Source organism: Streptomyces sp. NPDC103540, from assembly GCF_055584445.1.
The window spans coordinates 151,079-167,406 of the sequence record NZ_JBVJMA010000007.1 but is presented as its reverse complement, the minus strand read 5'-3'; the positions used below and the strand labels follow the sequence as shown (position 1 = coordinate 167,406).

The window sequence follows — 16,328 nt, the reverse complement described above, 5'->3', positions numbered from 1 at the left end:
TTTCCGGGGGCCTTCCTCGTTCGTACGGACGAGGTCATATGCTGCGTCCTATGACGATTGAGCCGGAGCGGCAGAACGGTGTGGGCACGCACGACGGGTTCCAACGGCTGTGGACCCCTCATCGGATGGCCTACATCCAGGGCGAGAACAAGCCGACCGGCCCGGAGGCCGGCGACGGCTGTCCCTTCTGCGGGATTCCGGAGATGTCCGACCAGGACGGGCTGGTCGTGGCGCGGGGCAAGCACGTCTTCGCCGTGCTGAACCTCTACCCCTACAACGGCGGCCACACCATGATCGTCCCGTACCGGCACGTCGCCGACTACACGGAGCTCGACGGGCCGGAGACGGCGGAGCTGGCGGACCTGACCAAGCGGGCCATGGTCGCGCTGCGCAAGGCCTCCGGCGCGCACGGTTTCAACATCGGGCTCAACCAGGGCGTGGCGGCCGGCGCCGGCATCGCCGCGCACCTGCACCAGCACATCGTGCCCCGCTGGGGCGGGGACACGAACTTCATGCCGGTCGTCGGGCACACCAAGGTGCTGCCGCAACTGCTCGCGGACACCCGCCAGATGCTCGCCGACGCCTGGCCGAACGACTGATCAGGCCGTCCGGTCCGGCCGGCCCGCCCGCCACTGCTCCAGCACGGCCTCGACGTCGAACTCGGTGAGGTTCAGCGGCGGGCCCGGCGGCGGCATGCGCAGGGCCGCCGCGATCTTCTCGTTGACCTCCGTGAGGATCTCCCGCACCTGACGTTCGTTCCGGGCGGTCAGGGCGGCCTCGTGCGCGTCCTCGGCGGCCTTGCGCAGCGCCAGGGCCGGGGGCAGGGAGGAGAAGCCCTCGCGGTGCATCTTCCCCTTGATCCACCACATCTCGTCGTACGGCGCGTCCAGGGAGGCCAGCGGCTTGCCGAAGCCCGGCAGCCGCGCGAAGTCACCGCGCTCGCCCGCCTCCTTGATCTGGCGGTCCACGAAGGACTCGAAGCTGACGCCCGGCGGTTTGCGCTCGGTCACGGTCGGTGCCTCCTCGGTTCGTTCCCCACCCGTACGGCGACGCCCGACGTCCGCGCGCCGTACGCTCCGGCCCTTCCAGCCTACCGAGGCGGCCGGCTCAGGCGTCGTACATGTCGGCCTTGCGCGGGGAAGGCTCCTGGATCATGCCGCTCATGATCGACGAGCGGTTGGTGAAGGCGGCGGTGTCCACGCCGTTCTCGTCCAGCACCCTGAAGGCCGCGGTGTGCACCGCGCGCAGGACCGGGGCCACCGTGCGCAGGGCGTCGTCCGCCATGAAGCGGTGGCGCCACATCGAGCCGGCCCACACGTGGCGCAGGCCGAACGGCTCGGGCAGCACCAGCTTGCCGCCGAAGTACTCCAGCAGCGGCGGGTACCAGGTCAGGGGGGCGCGCACGGCGAGCCGCACCACCTCCTGCGCGTCCACCAGGGGGAGCGGGCGTTCTACGGTCTCCCAGAAGCGGATCGACTTGGGGACCTCGATCACGGGCGCCTTGGACTTCGTGGTGAAGAGGCCGGCCACCGGGCCGAGGGCGTGGGCGGTGACGTCCACGCGCAGCGTCTTGTAGAGCACGGTGACGGTCACCAGCATGGTGATGACCAGCTGGCCGTCCCACAGCGGGTACTGGATGCCCAGGTAGTGCCGGTTGCCCGCGCTGAACTGCTGCTCGTTGCAGATCCGGGTGATCTCGTGCGGCTTGATGACGAACGTGTCCACGTCCTCGCCGGTGGGGCGGGCCACCTCGCCCGCGCCCTCGCCGACCGGGGTGACGATCCAGTGCTGGATCGAGGCCGCCGGGAAGCCCCCGGTGTGCAGGGGGCCGCGCTCCAGCTTGCGCAGCTGGGTGTCGATCGCGCGTATGACGTCCCAGCTGCGGAACGGGTGGATCTCGGCGCCCTCGTTCTTGGGCGTGAGCTCCTCCGCGAGCTGCCAGCTGCCCCAGCGGGTGCCCATGCCGAGGATGCCCTTGGGGCCGGCGTAGAACACGGAGTTGCTGCGGTCCTCGGCGGTCAGCTTCGCCAGCTGGTGGCGCAGGTCCTCGCGGGCCTTCTCGTCGGGGTTGCCGGGGACCGCCTCGGGGATCTTCGCGGTCACCGCGCCGCCTCCGCCGAGGAGGCCGTCCCAGCGGGAGCGCATGTCGGCGGCGGTCCGCTCGCAGATGCGCCGGGCCAGGTACCACCCTAGGACGGGGGCGATGATCGAGCCGAGCAGGTAGAGCTCCAGGACCCCGCTGCCGGGCTCCCGGTGGAGCACCCGGTAGAGCAGCACGGCCGTGATGCCCGCGACGCCGACCAGCAGGGCGGTGCCGATCCAGGAGTTCTTCTTTGCCTCGCCGCCGGACAGGGTCCTGCGGAGCTGGAAGAGGCCGAGCCACAGCAGCAGGCCGGGCAGGAACAGCACGCCGCAGACCAGGGTGATCAGGCGCAGCCTGCGGTCGCGTTCCTTGCGGATGCGCGAGGCGGCCAGGCAGTGCTCCACGACCGCCTGGGGGTCGGCGCCGAAGGACTGGATGAGCGGCTTGCGGCCGGCGCCCAGGGTGCGGGCCTCGACGGCGCGGCAGAAGGCCTCGCCGAGGCTGGGCTCGAAGAGGGAGATCCTCGGCTCCTTGACGGAGGCCGGGTGGTTGTCGGTGTTGGCCGTGAGTATGGAGGAGAGTTTGGTGTCCTTGCCGCCGTCGCGGTAGGCGGCGGACGCGAGCGCGTTGGTCGCCGCGGTCTGGCCGCCACCCCCCTGGAGTGGAATCTGTGCGCCGGGCCTGAAGTCGAAGCCGTCGTCCGCCACCGCTGCCCCCATCGCCGTGCCCCTGTGCTTTTGCCGTGCCGTCTCGCGCCGTGCGGTGCCGCCCGGCGCGTCGCCGTGCCGTGCGTGCCGTGCCTGCCGTGCCGCCCTGTTCCGTCGCGCCGAAAAGCCTATCCGCGCAGCCTGCCCCATGGTCATGGGACAGGGAAATACCGCCCACCGCAAGCGGGTTGGGTGGGCGGCTCCCCGTGGCGCTATGTCAACTTGCTTCCCTTCTCGGCCTGTTCGCGCATCTTGTCCGCCAGGTGCGGGGGCATCGGCTCGTGGCGGGCGTAGGCCCGGCCGAAGCGGCCGGTGCCGTGGGACACCGAGCGCAGGTCCACGGCGTAGCGGCCGATCTCGATCTCCGGGACCTCGGCGCGCACCCGGGTGCGGCCCGCGCCCGCCTGTTCGGTGCCGACGACGCGACCCCGGCGGCCCGCGAGGTCGCTCATGACCGCCCCGACGTACTCGTCGGGGACCAGGACGTCGAGTTCGGCGACGGGTTCCAGCAGGTGGATGGGGGTCCCGGCGGCCGCCTCGCGCAGGGCGAGGGCGCCCGCGGTCTGGAAGGCGGCGTCGGAGGAGTCCACCGAGTGCGCCTTGCCGTCGCGCAGGGTGATCCGTACGTCGACCAGCGGATGGCCGGCCGCGATGCCGCGGGCGGCCTGCGCCCGTACGCCCTTCTCCACGGACGGGATGAACTGGCGGGGCACCGCGCCGCCGACCACCTTGTCGACGAACTCGATGCCGCTGCCGGGCGGCAGGGGCTCGACCTCGATCTCGCAGATGGCGTACTGGCCGTGGCCGCCGGACTGCTTGACGTGCCGGCCGCGGCCCCCGGAGGCCGCCCCGAAGGTCTCGCGGAGGCTGACCTTGTGGGGGACCGGGTCGACCTGGACTCCGTAGCGGGTCCGCAGGCGCTCCAGCGCGAGGTCCTGGTGGGCCTCGCCCAGACACCACAGCACCAGTTGGTGGGTGTGGGGGTTCTGCTCCAGGCGCATGGTCGGGTCCTCGGCGACGAGGCGGGCCAGGCCCTGCGAGAGCTTGTCCTCGTCGGCCTTGCTGTGGGCCTCGATGGCCAGCGGCAGCAGCGGCTCGGGCATGGCCCAGGGCTCCATCAGGAGCGGGGCGTCCTTGTCGGAGAGGGTGTCGCCGGTCTCGGCGCGGGTGAGTTTCGCCACGCAGGCCAGGTCGCCGGCGACGCACTGGCCGAGCGGGTGCTGCTGTTTGCCGAAGGGGCCGGTCAGGGCGCCGACGCGCTCGTCCACGTCGTGGTCCTCGTGGCCGCGGTCCGCCAGGCCGTGCCCGCTGACGTGGACGGTCGCCTCGGGGCGCAGGGTGCCGGAGAAGACGCGGACGAGGGAGACGCGGCCGACGTAGGGGTCGGAGGAGGTCTTGACCACCTCGGCGAGGAGCGGTCCGGCGGGGTCGCAGCCCAGGGCGGGTCGGGCGGCGCCGTCGGGGGAGGTGACGGCGACGGGGGCGCGCTCCAGGGGGGTGGGGAAGCCGCCGGTGACGAGTTCGAGGAGCTCGACGGTGCCCAGGCCCTGACGGGCGCCGTCCGCGGCGGGGGAGGCCATCAGGACGGGGTGGAAGGTGCCGCGCGCGACGGCCCGCTCCAGGTCGTCGACGAGGGTCCGGAGGTCGATGTCCTCGCCGCCGAGGTAGCGGTCCATGAGGCTCTCGTCCTCGCTCTCGGCGATGATCCCCTCGATCAGCCGGGAGCGTGCGCCGTCGATGAGGGCCAGCTCGGCGGGGTCGGGGTCGCGTTCGACGCGCTCGCCGGTGGAGTAGTCGTGGACGCGGCGGGAGAGCAGGGCCAGCAGGCCGACGACGGGGGCGTGGCCGTCGGGTCCGGCGGGGCCGTGGAGGGGCAGGTGGAGCGGGACGACGGCGTCGGGGTCGTCGGAGCCGAAGGCCTGTCCGCAGATGTTCGTCATCTGCGCGTAGTCGGCGCGGGCCGCCTCCACATGGGTGACGACGATGGCCCGGGGCATGCCGACGGCCTCGCACTCGTCCCAGACCATCCGGGTGGACCCGTCGATTCCGTCGGCGGCCGAGACGACGAAGAGGGCCGCGTCCGCGGCGCGCAGACCGGCCCTGAGCTCCCCGACGAAGTCGGCGTATCCGGGGGTGTCCAAGATGTTGATCTTGATGCCGTCCCACTCGACGGGGACCAGCGAGAGCTGGACCGAGCGCCGGCGGCGGTGCTCGATGTCGTCGTAGTCGGAGACGGAGGTGCCGTCCTCGACCCGGCCGGCCCGCTTCACCGCCCCCGCGGTGAGGGCCAGGGCCTCGACGAGCGTGGTCTTGCCGGCGCCGCTGTGGCCGACCAGCACGACGTTCCGTACGGAAGCGGGGCGGTCGGCCGTCAGTGCCCTGCCGGCGGCCCCGGCTTGGTGTGATGTGGCTCCCATGGTGCTCGTGCCTCCCGGTGTCGCGGTGAGGAGGGTGATTCGGGGTCCTTCGAGCTTTGCACCGGCGTCACAGCGCGTCCATACGGCGTACCGGCCACCGGCCGGAGCGCGCCGCGGGGGCGACGCGGGCCTTACGTCGCCCTTACATGTGGGGCGTGCGGGGGTTGCCGGGGGCGAACCGGTGGGTGTGCGGCGCCCGGGGCCGGGGCTGCCGGCTACGATGGGCCAGCCGGTGGCCGTGGTGGCCGTACGGCCCAGCGACCCTCCGGGAAGGCCATGCTGAACAAGTACGCGCGTGCGTTCTTCACGCGTGTTCTCACGCCGTTCGCCGCATTTCTGCTCCGTCGGGGGGTGAGCCCGGACGCGGTCACCCTCATCGGCACCGCCGGAGTGGTGGCGGGAGCGCTGGTCTTCTTCCCCCGGGGCGAGTTCTTCTGGGGCACGATCACCATCACCCTCTTCGTCTTCTCCGACCTGGTGGACGGCAACATGGCCCGCCAGGCCGGAACCTCCAGCCGGTGGGGTGCCTTCCTCGACTCCACGCTCGACCGGGTCGCCGACGCCGCCATCTTCGGCGGCCTCGCGCTCTGGTACGCGGGCTCCGGCAACGACAACGCCCTGTGCGCCGTCGCCATCTTCTGCCTGGCCAGCGGCCAGGTCGTCTCCTACACCAAGGCCCGCGGCGAGTCGATCGGACTGCCGGTCGCCGTCAACGGGCTCATCGAACGCGCCGAACGCCTGGTGATCTCGCTGGTCGCCGCCGGCCTCTCCGGCCTCCAGACCTTCGGCGTCCCCTCGTGGATCGGGGTGCTGCTCCCCGCCGCCCTGTGGATCGTCGCGGTGGGCTCGCTCGTCACGCTGATCCAGCGCGTGGTCACCGTACGCCGCGAGGCCGCCGAGGCCGACGCCGCCGCGACCGGCACCGAAGGGGGTTCCCGCTGATGGGGACGGCACGCGACAGACTGATCGACGGGGTCTACGGGCTCGGCTGGGCCGGGGTGAAGAAGCTCCCCGAGCCGGCCGCCGTGGCCCTCGGCCGCAAGATCGCGGACGTGGCCTGGAAGCGGCGCGGCAAGAGCGTGCTGCGCCTGGAGTCGAACCTGGCGCGGGTCGTGCCGGACGCCTCGCCCGAACGGCTGCGCGAGCTGTCGCACGCGGGCATGCGCTCGTACATGCGCTACTGGATGGAGTCCTTCCGCCTGCCGGCGATGGACCCCGCCCGCTTCGCCCGGGAGGTCCGCCTCCAGGACGACCACATCCTGCGCGAGGCCATAGCCTCGGGCAGGGGGGTCGTCGCGGCCCTGCCGCACCTGGCGAACTGGGACCTGGCCGGCGCCTGGGTCACGAGCCACCTCGGCGTCCCCTTCACCACGGTCGCCGAGCGCCTCAAGCCCGAATCCCTCTACGACCGCTTCGTGGCCTACCGCGAGAGCCTGGGCATGGAGGTCCTGCCGCACAACGGCGGCGCCGCCTTCGGCACCCTCGCGCGCCGGCTGCGCTCCGGCGGCCTGGTCTGCCTGGTCGCCGACCGGGACCTGTCGGCCTCCGGCGTCGAGGTGGACTTCTTCGGCGCCGCGGCGCGGATGCCGGCCGGGCCCGCGCTCCTCGCCCAGCAGACCGGGGCGATCCTGCTCCCGGTCACCCTGTACTACGGAGACACGCCGCACATGTACGGCCGCGTCCACCCCGAGGTGGAGGTGCCGAAGACGGGCACGCGCGCGGAGAAGACCGCCGCCATGACCCAGACGGTGGCCGACGCCTTCGCCCTGGGGATCGCGGAGCACCCCCAGGACTGGCACATGTTGCAGCGCCTGTGGCTCGACGACCTGGAGGAACGCCCGTAGTGAAGATCGGCATCGTGTGCCCGTACTCGTGGGACGTCCCGGGCGGCGTCCAGTTCCACATCCGTGACCTGGCGGAACACCTGATCCGCCTGGGCCACGAGGTGTCGGTGCTGGCCCCGGCCGACGACGAGACCCCGCTGCCGCCCTACGTGGTCTCGGCGGGACGGGCGGTGCCGGTGCCGTACAACGGGTCCGTCGCCCGCCTGAACTTCGGCTTCCTCTCCGCCGCCCGGGTGCGCCGCTGGCTGCACGACGGGGTCTTCGACGTGATCCACATCCACGAACCCGCCTCGCCCTCGCTCGGGCTGCTGTCCTGCTGGGCGGCCCAGGGGCCGATCGTGGCGACGTTCCACACCTCGAACCCCCGCTCCCGGGCCATGATCGCGGCGTACCCGATCCTCCAGCCCGCGCTGGAGAAGATCAGCGCGCGGATCGCGGTCAGCGAGTACGCGCGCCGCACGCTCGTCGAGCACCTCGGCGGCGACGCCGTGGTCATCCCCAACGGCGTGGACGTGGACTTCTTCGCCAAGGCCGACCCGAAGCCCGAATGGGGCGGGCAGACCCTCGGCTTCATCGGCCGCATCGACGAACCCCGCAAGGGCCTGCCGGTGCTCATGGCCGCCTTCCCCGCCATCGTCGAGGCCTGCCCCGACGTACGCCTGCTCGTCGCCGGCCGGGGCGACGAGGAGGAGGCGGTGGCCTCCCTGCCCGAAGACCTGCGCTCCCGCGTCGAGTTCCTCGGCATGGTCTCGGACGAGGACAAGGCGCGGCTGCTGCGCAGCGTCGACGTCTACGTCGCCCCCAACACCGGCGGGGAGAGCTTCGGCATCATCCTGGTGGAGGCCCTCTCGGCGGGCGCCGCCGTCCTGGCCTCCGACCTCGACGCCTTCGCCCAGGTCCTCGACCAGGGCGCGGCGGGCGACCTGTTCGCGAACGAGGACCCCGTCTCGCTCGCGGCGGCGGCCGTGGCCCTGCTGCGCGACCCGGACCGGCGCGCGGAGCTCGGGGAGCGCGGCTCCGCGCACGTACGCCGCTTCGACTGGTCGACGGTCGGCGCGGACATCCTCGCGGTGTACGAGACGGTCACGGACGGCGCGGCCGCCGTCGCCACCGACGAACGCGTCCCGCTCCGCACCCGCCTGGGCTTCTCCCGGGACTGACGACCCGCCGGCCCGCCCGCCCGCGGGGTCGCGCGGGCGGACGGGGTGAGCGGGGCGCGGGGCCGGCCGGGTAGTGTCGCCGCCCGTGATCGAAAACCTTGTCTGGATCGCGGTGGCGCTGGGCGTCGTCGGGGTCTATCTGAGTTGGACCGCCGGGCGCCTCGACCGGCTGCACACGCGGATGGACGCCGCGCGGGCGGCGCTGGACGCGCAGCTCGTGCGGCGGGCGTCGGTGGTGCTGGAGGTGGCGACCTCCGGGGCTCTCGACCCCGCCTCCTCGCTGGTGCTGTACGAGGCCGCGCACGCGGCCCGGCAGGCCGAGGAGGAACACCGCGAGGTCGCCGAGAGCGAGCTGAGCCAGGCCCTGCGCGCGGTGTTCGCCGACGCCGACCAGGTCGAGGTACTCAAGGCGGCGCCCGGGGGAGAGGCCGCCGCCGAGGAGCTGGCGGCCGCCGTGCGCCGGGTCCCGATGGCCCGCCGGTTCCTGAACGACGCCGTCCGGGCCGCGCGCGCGCTCCGCCGGCACCGCAAGGTGCGGTGGTTCAGGCTGGCGGGACACGCCCCGTTCCCGCTCGCCTTCGAAATGGACGACGAGCCTCCGGTAGACCTGGCGGACCGGCCCGCCTGAGGGCCGGGAGCGGGGTCCAGGGCCACGGGGGACAAGTCAAAGAGCCACCGGCTCCACATTGGCCCTTGCAGTGGACTGGTCGGTGAGGTTTTCTCGGCCAGGTAGAACCCGTGCCACCCGTCAGACCGGTGGTACCGCCGTCTTCCTTTCGAGTGAGGTCAACCCGTGAGCACGCTTCCCACCTCTTCCCCGTCCGCTGAGTCGGCCATCGGCACCTCCCGCGTCAAGCGCGGCATGGCCGAGCAGCTCAAGGGCGGCGTGATCATGGACGTGGTCAACGCCGAGCAGGCGAAGATCGCCGAGGACGCCGGCGCCGTGGCCGTCATGGCCCTGGAGCGGGTTCCGGCCGACATCCGCAAGGACGGCGGCGTGGCCCGCATGTCCGACCCGAACATGATCGAAGAGATCATCGGCGCCGTCTCCATCCCGGTCATGGCCAAGTCCCGCATCGGCCACTTCGTCGAGGCCCAGGTCCTCCAGTCCCTCGGCGTCGACTACATCGACGAGTCCGAGGTCCTGACCCCGGCCGACGAGGTCAACCACTCCGACAAGTGGGCCTTCACCACCCCCTTCGTCTGTGGCGCCACCAACCTGGGCGAGGCCCTGCGCCGCATCGCCGAGGGCGCGGCCATGATCCGTTCGAAGGGCGAGGCCGGCACCGGCAACGTCGTCGAGGCCGTCCGTCACCTGCGCCAGATCAAGAACGAGATCGCCCGCCTGCGCGGCTACGACAACAACGAGCTGTTCGCCGCCGCCAAGGAGCTGCGCGCCCCGTACGAGCTGGTCAAGGAGGTCGCCGAGCTCGGCAAGCTCCCGGTCGTGCTGTTCTCCGCCGGTGGCGTCGCCACCCCGGCCGACGCCGCGCTCATGCGCCAGCTCGGCGCCGAGGGCGTCTTCGTCGGCTCCGGCATCTTCAAGTCGGGCGACCCGGCCAAGCGCGCCGCCGCCATCGTGAAGGCCACCACCTTCTACGACGACCCGAAGGTCATCGCGGACGCCTCCCGCAACCTGGGCGAGGCCATGGTCGGCATCAACTGCGACACCCTCCCCGAGTCCGAGCGCTACGCCAACCGCGGCTGGTAGTACGGACATGACGAACACCCCCGTGATCGGTGTCCTGGCCCTCCAGGGCGACGTCCGGGAGCACCTGATCGCCCTGGCCGCGGCGGACGCCGTGGCCAGGCCGGTCCGGCGCCCCGAGGAACTCGCCGAGGTCGACGCCCTGGTGATCCCCGGTGGCGAGTCCACGACGATGTCGAAGCTCGCCGTGCTCTTCGGCATGCTGGAGCCCCTGCGCGAGCGCGTGAAGGCCGGCATGCCGGTCTACGGCACCTGCGCCGGCATGATCATGCTCGCCGACAAGCTGCTCGACGGCCGTGAGGACCAGGAGACGCTCGGCGGCATCGACATGATCGTGCGCCGCAACGCCTTCGGTCGGCAGAACGAGTCCTTCGAGGCGAGGATCGACTTCGCCGGCATAGAGGGCGGCCCCGTCGAGGGCGTCTTCATCCGCGCCCCCTGGGTCGAGTCGGTCGGCGCCGCCGCCGAGGTGCTCGCGACGTACGACGGCCACACCGTCGCCGTACGCCAGGGCAACGTGCTGGCGACGTCCTTCCACCCCGAGCTGACCGGCGACGACCGCGTCCACGCGTACTTCGTCGACATGGTGCGCGCGGGGCTCTGACGAGCTCCCGGTAGGATCGGAGACGAACACTGTTGGTTACGCGAAGGAGACAGGCGGATGTCCGGCCACTCTAAATGGGCTACGACGAAGCACAAGAAGGCCGTGATCGATGCCAAGCGCGGCAAGCTCTTCGCGAAGCTGATCAAGAACATCGAGGTCGCGGCCCGCATGGGCGGCGCCGACATCGACGGCAACCCGACGCTCTTCGACGCCATTCAGAAGGCCAAGAAGAGCTCGGTCCCGAACAAGAACATCGACTCCGCGGTCAAGCGCGGCGGCGGTCTCGAAGCCGGCGGCGCCGACTACGAGACGATCATGTACGAGGGCTACGGTCCGAACGGCGTCGCGGTGCTCATCGAGTGCCTCACCGACAACCGCAACCGCGCCGCCTCCGACGTCCGCGTCGCCATGACCCGCAACGGCGGTTCCATGGCCGACCCGGGCTCGGTCTCGTACCTGTTCAACCGCAAGGGCGTCGTCCTGCTGCCCAAGGGCGAGCTCTCCGAGGACGACGTCCTGGAGACGGTGCTCGAAGCCGGTGCCGAAGAGGTCAACGACCTCGGTGACAGCTTCGAGATCATCAGCGAGGCCACCGACATGGTCGCGGTCCGCACCGCGCTCCAGCAGGCGGGCATCGACTACGACTCGGCCGACTCCAACTTCCTGCCGACCATGCAGGTCGAGCTCGACGAAGAGGGCGCGCGCAAGATCTTCAAGCTGATCGACGCGCTGGAGGACAGCGACGACGTCCAGAACGTCTTCGCCAACTTCGACGTCTCGGACGAGGTCATGGAGAAGGTCGACGCCTGACCTCCCCGGATCGACGCGACGGGCCGACAGGGCACACCCTGTCGGCCCGTCGCTCTGTCGGTGGCGCCCGTTGTCGGTGGCGCCCGATAGCCTGCACGCACACGCACAGGCGATCGACGAAGGGGGTGGGCGGTGCGCGTACTCGGTGTGGACCCGGGACTGACCCGATGCGGTGTCGGGGTCGTCGAGGGAGTCGCCGGCCGACCCCTGACGATGATCGGCGTCGGCGTGGTGCGCACGCCCGTGGAGGCCGAGCTCGGCGACCGGCTCGTCGCCATCGAACGCGGCATCGAGGAGTGGATCGAGACCCACCGCCCCGAGGTGGTCGCCGTCGAACGGGTCTTCAGCCAGCACAACGTCAGCACCGTCATGGGCACCGCCCAGGCCAGCGCCGTCGCCATGCTGTGCGCCGCCCGCCGGGGCATACCGGTCGCCCTGCACACCCCCAGCGAGGTCAAGGCCGCCGTCACCGGCTCCGGCCGCGCGGACAAGGCACAGGTCGGGGCCATGGTCACCCGACTCCTGCGGCTGGCCGCGCCGCCCAAACCGGCCGACGCCGCCGACGCCCTCGCCCTGGCCATCTGCCACATCTGGCGGGCCCCCGCCCAGAGCCGCCTCCAGCAGGCGGTCGCCCAGCACGCCTCGAAAGGCCGTACCCGATGATCGCCTTCGTCAGCGGCCAGGTGGCCGCCCTCGCCCCCACCCAGGCCGTCATCGAGGTCGGCGGCGTGGGCATGGCCGTCCACTGCACCCCGAACACCCTCGCCGCCCTGCGCACCGGCGAGCCCGCCCGACTGGCCACCTCCCTGGTCGTCCGGGAGGACTCGCTGACCCTGTACGGCTTCGCCGACGACGACGAACGCCAGGTCTTCGAGCTCCTCCAGACCGCGAGCGGGGTCGGCCCGCGCCTCGCCCAGGCCATGCTCGGCGCCCACAGCCCCGACGCGCTGCGCCTCGCGGTCTCCACGGGCGACGAGAAGGCCCTCATGGCGGTGCCCGGCATCGGCAAGAAGGGCGCCCAGAAGCTGCTCCTGGAACTCAAGGGCAAACTCGGCTCCCCCCAGGGCACGAGCGGCCTCGTGGGCGCCCAGCGGGCCGCCGCCACCGGCCCCGCGCCGTGGACGGAACAGCTCCAGGCCGCGCTGATCGGCCTCGGCTACGCCCCCCGGGACGCGGACGAGGCGGTCGCGGCCGTCGCCCCGCAGGCCGAGGAGGCCATCGCCGCCGGCGGCTCCGCCCCCGTGCCGCAGCTGCTGCGCGCCGCCCTCCAGTCCCTGAACCGGGCCCGCTGAGCGCGCCGCCGCCGCAGGGACCCCCGTACGCACCGAGAAGGCAGACTGACACCGTGAATTGGGATGACGCGAGCGAGGACCGGATCGTGGCGCCCGCCGCGGACGGCGAGGACACCGCCGTCGAGGCGGCGCTGCGTCCGAAGGACCTCGGCGAGTTCGTCGGCCAGGAGAAAGTCCGCCAACAGCTCGACCTCGTCCTGAAGGCGGCGCGTCAACGCGGCGCCACCGCCGACCACGTCCTGCTCTCCGGTGCCCCGGGCCTCGGCAAGACCACCCTCTCCATGATCATCGCGGCGGAGATGGGGGCCCCGATCCGGATCACCTCCGGCCCCGCCATCCAGCACGCCGGCGACCTCGCCGCGATCCTGTCCTCCCTCCAGGAGGGCGAGGTCCTCTTCCTCGACGAGATCCACCGCATGTCGCGGCCCGCCGAGGAGATGCTGTACATGGCCATGGAGGACTTCCGGGTCGACGTCATCGTCGGCAAGGGCCCCGGGGCCACCGCCATCCCCCTGGAGCTGCCGCCCTTCACCCTGGTCGGCGCCACCACCCGGGCCGGCCTGCTGCCCCCGCCCCTGCGCGACCGCTTCGGCTTCACCGGGCACATGGAGTTCTACGCCCCCGAGGAGCTGGAGCGCGTCGTCCACCGCTCCGCCCGCCTCCTCGACGTGGAGATCGACACCGCCGGCGCCGCCGAGATCGCGGGCCGTTCGCGCGGCACCCCCCGCATCGCCAACCGCCTGCTGCGCCGCGTCCGCGACTACGCCCAGGTCAGGGCCGACGGGGTGATCACCCGCGAGGTGGCCGGTACCGCCCTCCAGGTCTACGAGGTCGACGCCCGCGGTCTGGACCGGCTGGACCGCGCCGTGCTGGAGGCCCTGCTGAAGCTGTTCGGCGGGGGTCCCGTCGGCCTGTCGACGCTCGCCGTGGCCGTCGGCGAGGAGCGCGAGACCGTCGAGGAGGTCGCCGAGCCGTTCCTGGTCCGGGAGGGGCTGCTCGCCCGTACCCCCCGAGGTCGGGTCGCGACCCCGGCGGCATGGGCCCACCTGGGGCTCGTCCCGCCCACCGCCCCCGGGAGTGGATCAAGCGGACAACAGGGCTTGTTCGGGGCCTGACGGCGCGGGCGTTTCCCGGGTCAGGAACTGCGGTGACATGCTGGGCGTTGTTCCATCGGTGCGGACTCGCCTAGACTCCGCCGATGCCGACCCTTCGGGTCGGCGTGCCCACCCCCGTAGAAAAAGGCCGTCTCCCGTGCGGTCGTGCGAAGGATCTCCGTCCCGTGAATCTCGTGACACTCCTCCCGTTCATCGTGCTCATCGGGGCGATGTTCCTGATGACCCGATCCGCCAAGAAGAAGCAGCAGGCGGCCGCGCAGATGCGCGACGAAATGACGCCCGGCACCGGTGTCCGCACCATCGGCGGCATGTACGCCACGGTGAAGGAGATCGGTGACGACACCGTCACCCTCGAGGTGGCGCCCGGCGTCCACGCCATCTTCGCGAAGAACGCCATCGGCGCCGTGCTGGAGGACGAGGAGTACAACCGCATCGTCCACGGCACGCCCGACGTCCTGACCGGCGACGCGCCGGTCGTCCCGGACGACGCCTCCTCGCTGACCGACGCCGAGTCCCCGAAGACGGACCTGTCGAAGGACTCCGGCACGGACGAGACCCCCAAGCTCGACCTGGGCAAGGACGACGAGCCCAAGGACGGCAAGTCCGACGGCGAGACCGGCGCCAAGTAGCGGCCGGTCGGGGACCGCGGCGACGTCCGACCGGCGGCGTCGCGGTACCCGCAGTGAACTTCTGCGGGGGGCAGGGGTCCCCACCACACATTTCGTGGCCGTCCGCGCGCTGACCCGGCGCGGGACGGTTGGACAGGGAGAAACGACAAGGTGGCAGCACCGAAGAAGGGCCGGCGGCCCACGGGGGCTCAGGGGAGGCCGGGGCGTGCCCTGGCCATCATCCTGATCGCGATGGTGGCGCTCACCGCGGGGATGTTCCTCACGAAGCAGACGACCCCGCGTCTGGGGATCGACCTCGCGGGCGGTACGAGCATCACGCTCAAGGCCAAGAGCGAGCCCGGCAAACCGGACGCGATCAACGAGACCAACATGAACACGGCGGTCGGCATCATCGACCGCCGCGTCAACGGTCTCGGCGTCTCGGAGGCCGAGGTCCAGACCCAGGGCCGCGACCACATCATCGTGAACATCCCCAAGGGCGTGAACGAGCAGCAGGCGCGCGAGCAGGTCGGCACCACCGCCCAGCTGTACTTCCGCCCCGTGCTGGCCTTCGCCGACGGCGCCCCCGCGGCGCCCGAGCCGAAGCCGAGCACCTCCGCGTCCCCGACCCCCTCCGCGAGCGGGTCCGGAGCCCCCAAGGCCGAAGGCGGCGCGAAGCCCTCCGGCCAGGCCACCCCGTCGTCCAGCGCCACTTCCCAGGGCCGTGTGCTCAGCGAGGCCCTCAAGGCCCCGAGCACCCCCACTCCCTCGCCCTCGGCGAGCGAGTCGAAGAAGGCAGACGACAACAAGGCGACCCCCTCCGCGTCCGCGCCCGCTCCGAGCGCGCCGCCCGTGGACCCCGCCGTCGCCGACCTCCAGGCCCGCTTCGTCGCCCTGGACTGCACCAAGGAGGACCAGCGCGCCGCCGTGGGCAAGGGCGCCAAGCCCGAGGACCCGGTCCTGGCCTGTGGCCAGCGCGGCGACGTCTGGGGCAAGTGGGTCCTCGGCCCGGCCCAGGTCAACGGCCAGGACGTGAAGGACGCCAAGGGCGTCATCGACCCGCAGCGCGGCATGTGGATCGTCACGATGCAGTTCACCGACAAGGGCGCCGACAAGTTCGCCAAGATCACCGGTGAGCTCGCCACCAAGCAGGCCCCGCAGAACCAGTTCGCGATCGTCCTCGACGGCAAGGTCATCTCCGACCCCTCCGTCAGCCAGGCGCTGACCGGCGGCAACGCCGAGATCTCCGGCGGCTTCACCCAGCAGAGCGCCCAGGACCTGGGCAACATGCTCTCCTACGGCGCCCTGCCGCTCTCCTTCAGCGAGGACAGCGTCACCACCGTCACCGCCGCCCTCGGCGGCGAGCAGCTGAAGGCCGGTCTGATCGCCGGTGCCATCGGCCTGATCCTCGTCGTGATCTACCTGCTGGTCTACTACCGCGGTCTGGCGTTCATCGCGATCGTCAGCCTCATGGTGTCCGCGATCCTCACGTACACGATCATGTCGCTGCTCGGCAAGGGCATCGGCTTCGCCCTGAACCTGCCCGCCGTCTGTGGCGCCATCGTCGCCATCGGCATCACCGCGGACTCGTTCATCGTCTACTTCGAGCGCATCCGCGACGAGATCCGCGAGGGCCGCACCCTGCGTCCGGCCGTCGAGCGCGCCTGGCCGCGCGCCCGCCGCACCATCCTGGTCTCCGACTTCGTGTCCTTCCTCGCCGCCGCGGTGCTCTTCATCGTCACCGTCGGCAAGGTCCAGGGCTTCGCCTTCACGCTGGGTCTGACGACCCTGCTCGACGTGGTCGTGGTGTTCCTCTTCACCAAGCCGATCATGACGCTGCTGGCGCGTACGAAGTTCTTCTCGAGCGGTCACCCGTGGTCCGGGCTGGACCCCGAGCGTCTCGGCGCGAAGCCGCCGCTGCGCCGGTCCCGCCGCACCGGTCCCGTCCCCGCCCCCGTCGACGCAAAGGAGGCGTGAGAG

At 71.9% G+C, this 16,328-nt stretch carries 16 protein-coding genes; 13 read left to right on the top strand and 3 right to left on the bottom strand.

The window, feature by feature from the left end; genetic code table 11:
- The first annotated feature begins 38 nt into the window (after positions 1-38).
- Complete coding sequence (locus ACZ6ZI_RS18630; protein WP_363056225.1) at positions 39-599, top strand: HIT family protein; 561 nt, start codon at positions 39-41, stop codon at positions 597-599.
- Here the strand turns inward: ACZ6ZI_RS18630 and ACZ6ZI_RS18625 are convergent, their stop codons facing one another.
- From ACZ6ZI_RS18625 to ACZ6ZI_RS18615, 3 genes are all read right to left on the bottom strand, one after another.
- Positions 600-1,010: a DnaJ family domain-containing protein gene (locus tag ACZ6ZI_RS18625; protein WP_469521919.1), complete on the bottom strand. Its 411-nt coding sequence runs from the start codon at positions 1,008-1,010 to the stop codon at positions 600-602.
- A 97-nt stretch (positions 1,011-1,107) separates the two neighbouring features.
- Positions 1,108-2,802 (bottom strand): hypothetical protein, encoded by a 1,695-nt coding sequence (locus tag ACZ6ZI_RS18620; RefSeq protein WP_469521916.1) that lies wholly within the window; start codon positions 2,800-2,802, stop codon positions 1,108-1,110.
- Between the two features lie 200 nt (positions 2,803-3,002).
- Positions 3,003-5,207, bottom strand: a complete 2,205-nt coding sequence (locus ACZ6ZI_RS18615; RefSeq protein ID WP_469521915.1) for an elongation factor G-like protein EF-G2 — start codon at positions 5,205-5,207, stop codon at positions 3,003-3,005.
- A 276-nt stretch (positions 5,208-5,483) separates the two neighbouring features.
- Here ACZ6ZI_RS18615 and pgsA point away from each other — a divergent pair, with 276 nt between their 5' ends.
- The 12 genes from pgsA to secD all read left to right on the top strand — a co-directional run bounded on the left by pgsA (position 5,484) and on the right by secD (position 16,325).
- Entirely contained in the window at positions 5,484-6,149 is a 666-nt protein-coding gene (gene pgsA, locus ACZ6ZI_RS18610; RefSeq protein ID WP_469521913.1) for a phosphatidylinositol phosphate synthase, read from the top strand.
- Complete coding sequence (locus tag ACZ6ZI_RS18605) at positions 6,149-7,051, top strand: phosphatidylinositol mannoside acyltransferase (RefSeq protein WP_469521909.1); 903 nt, start codon at positions 6,149-6,151, stop codon at positions 7,049-7,051. Before pgsA ends, ACZ6ZI_RS18605 begins: the two co-directional genes overlap by 1 nt.
- Positions 7,051-8,211: a glycosyltransferase family 4 protein gene (locus ACZ6ZI_RS18600; protein ID WP_363056213.1), complete on the top strand. Its 1,161-nt coding sequence runs from the start codon at positions 7,051-7,053 to the stop codon at positions 8,209-8,211. Before ACZ6ZI_RS18605 ends, ACZ6ZI_RS18600 begins: the two co-directional genes overlap by 1 nt.
- Before the next feature lie 85 nt (positions 8,212-8,296).
- Entirely contained in the window at positions 8,297-8,839 is a 543-nt protein-coding gene (locus tag ACZ6ZI_RS18595) for a hypothetical protein (protein ID WP_363056211.1), read from the top strand.
- Positions 8,840-9,004: 165 nt separating this feature from the next.
- Positions 9,005-9,922 carry a pyridoxal 5'-phosphate synthase lyase subunit PdxS gene (gene pdxS, locus ACZ6ZI_RS18590; RefSeq protein ID WP_363056209.1) on the top strand — a complete coding sequence of 306 codons (918 nt, stop codon included), beginning with the start codon at positions 9,005-9,007 and terminating at the stop codon, positions 9,920-9,922.
- Positions 9,923-9,929: 7 nt separating this feature from the next.
- Entirely contained in the window at positions 9,930-10,523 is a 594-nt protein-coding gene (gene pdxT / locus ACZ6ZI_RS18585; protein WP_469521906.1) for a pyridoxal 5'-phosphate synthase glutaminase subunit PdxT, read from the top strand.
- A gap of 57 nt (positions 10,524-10,580) precedes the next feature.
- The gene (locus tag ACZ6ZI_RS18580) at positions 10,581-11,333 is read left to right on the top strand and encodes a YebC/PmpR family DNA-binding transcriptional regulator (RefSeq protein WP_053786045.1); all 753 of its coding nucleotides are present in this window, start codon (positions 10,581-10,583) and stop codon (positions 11,331-11,333) included.
- A gap of 132 nt (positions 11,334-11,465) precedes the next feature.
- Positions 11,466-11,996, top strand: coding sequence for a crossover junction endodeoxyribonuclease RuvC (ruvC, locus tag ACZ6ZI_RS18575; protein WP_363056205.1), 531 nt, complete (start codon positions 11,466-11,468; stop codon positions 11,994-11,996).
- The gene (ruvA, locus tag ACZ6ZI_RS18570) at positions 11,993-12,625 is read left to right on the top strand and encodes a Holliday junction branch migration protein RuvA (RefSeq protein ID WP_469521903.1); all 633 of its coding nucleotides are present in this window, start codon (positions 11,993-11,995) and stop codon (positions 12,623-12,625) included. Before ruvC ends, ruvA begins: the two co-directional genes overlap by 4 nt.
- 53 nt (positions 12,626-12,678) lie before the next feature.
- Positions 12,679-13,740 (top strand): Holliday junction branch migration DNA helicase RuvB, encoded by a 1,062-nt coding sequence (ruvB, locus tag ACZ6ZI_RS18565; RefSeq protein WP_363056201.1) that lies wholly within the window; start codon positions 12,679-12,681, stop codon positions 13,738-13,740.
- Positions 13,741-13,904: 164 nt separating this feature from the next.
- Entirely contained in the window at positions 13,905-14,369 is a 465-nt protein-coding gene (yajC, locus tag ACZ6ZI_RS18560) for a preprotein translocase subunit YajC (protein WP_469521900.1), read from the top strand.
- Positions 14,370-14,519: 150 nt separating this feature from the next.
- Positions 14,520-16,325, top strand: coding sequence for a protein translocase subunit SecD (gene secD / locus ACZ6ZI_RS18555; RefSeq protein ID WP_469521898.1), 1,806 nt, complete (start codon positions 14,520-14,522; stop codon positions 16,323-16,325).
- The last annotated feature ends 3 nt before the right edge of the window (positions 16,326-16,328 follow it).